This is a genomic window from Quyinboa ferrireducens (genome assembly GCF_042436675.1).
Classification (GTDB): Bacteria; Bacteroidota; Bacteroidia; order Bacteroidales; family UBA5342; genus JBHJHP01.
In genome coordinates this window covers 1-1,310 of record NZ_JBHMVA010000066.1, presented here as the reverse complement: position 1 = coordinate 1,310, position 1,310 = coordinate 1, and the positions used below count along the sequence as shown (strand labels likewise).

Here is a 1,310-nt window from a genome sequence, read left to right as displayed (position 1 = left end):
ATGCCGTCGTTTTCGGCTTGACAGTCTCCACTTCGTGGGACAGTCAACCGCACGACACCATACCGCGGGAACGTTGTGTGGCATAAAAATGAACGATGAAACAAAGAGTTAAAACAACATGGATTCTGATTCTTTTTCTTGGATTCTCAAATATTCTAATAGCATCTGATAATTCTACAGCTGATTCAATTAAAGTCGCTCAGATTGTAAAAGGATTTTATGATTGGTACTTGACTTCGATTAGGGAAAAGATAGATTCTGATTTTAAGCCAAAATTCATAGAATCTAAAAACGGAATGACCACACTTGATTACTCAAAATATCTTGACAATTTAAAAGCTCACGGATTTTCAGATTCTTTGTTAATGAAAGAAAAGCAAAGCTATTCCGAATGTATTGAGAATTTAGAGAAAGTGAAATTTTTTGACTTTGAAAAAACGACCTTTATCGACTTAGACGAATATGAACAAGCAAATTGTGATTTTGGAAACTTTTATCGATGGACAGGCGGACAAGAGCCAGTTGACGGGATTAGAATAATTGACATCAAGTTTATTTCTACTAATAGAGCTTATGTTACAATTGATTATTTTGAGTTTAATTCAGAAAAGAATAAAAAATATTATTGGGGTAAAAACGGCTTAACTTTAATAAAAATTGACAGTGATTGGTTCATTGACAAGATTGATTCTTGGATAAATAATTGAGGGTTATGGCACATATGAAAAAGGGACAAGAAATGAATAAAAGATGAATTTTTAAAACATATTAAAATGAAATTAGTAAGATTCATATTTGGATTTACAATTGTATTAATTCTAATTAGTTGCGGAAAAGAACCGATTGCAGACTTTACTTGGGAACCAAAAGAACCAAAAGCTGGGGAGGAAGTAAGGTTTACAAATTTATCGACTGACGCAACTTCGTATTCGTGGAATTTTGGGGATATGTCTATCGGTGATGACACCAATCCGACACATATTTATGAACGAAAAGGGAACTATATCATTGATTTACGAGCTCAAAATGGATTGAGATCGGATGAAAAAACTATTACAATAACTGTAACCGATTAAATGGATATGATTATGATTCATTAAGATATTACTCTTAATAAATTACGCCACACAACACGCGGTCATAGTGCATGGCAGTATTTTAAACCAAATAATTTAACGTTTGCTGCCAGCTCTTTTCGTCCTGACAGTTCCTTTCCCATCGGAAAGAAACTGCCACGACACCATACCGCGGGAACGTTGTATGGCATTATGAAAATGACCTTGACTATTAAATGAGAACTTATCCTGAAA

At 34.0% G+C, this 1,310-nt stretch carries 2 protein-coding genes; both read left to right on the top strand.

The window, feature by feature from the left end; all coding sequences use genetic code 11:
* Window positions 1-95 precede the first annotated feature (95 nt).
* Window positions 96-707, top strand: coding sequence for a hypothetical protein (locus ACE01N_RS20425; RefSeq protein ID WP_380592921.1), 612 nt, complete (start codon window positions 96-98; stop codon window positions 705-707).
* Between the two features lie 66 nt (window positions 708-773).
* Window positions 774-1,076, top strand: coding sequence for a PKD domain-containing protein (locus ACE01N_RS20420; RefSeq protein ID WP_380592919.1), 303 nt, complete (start codon window positions 774-776; stop codon window positions 1,074-1,076).
* Window positions 1,077-1,310: the final 234 nt, after the last annotated feature.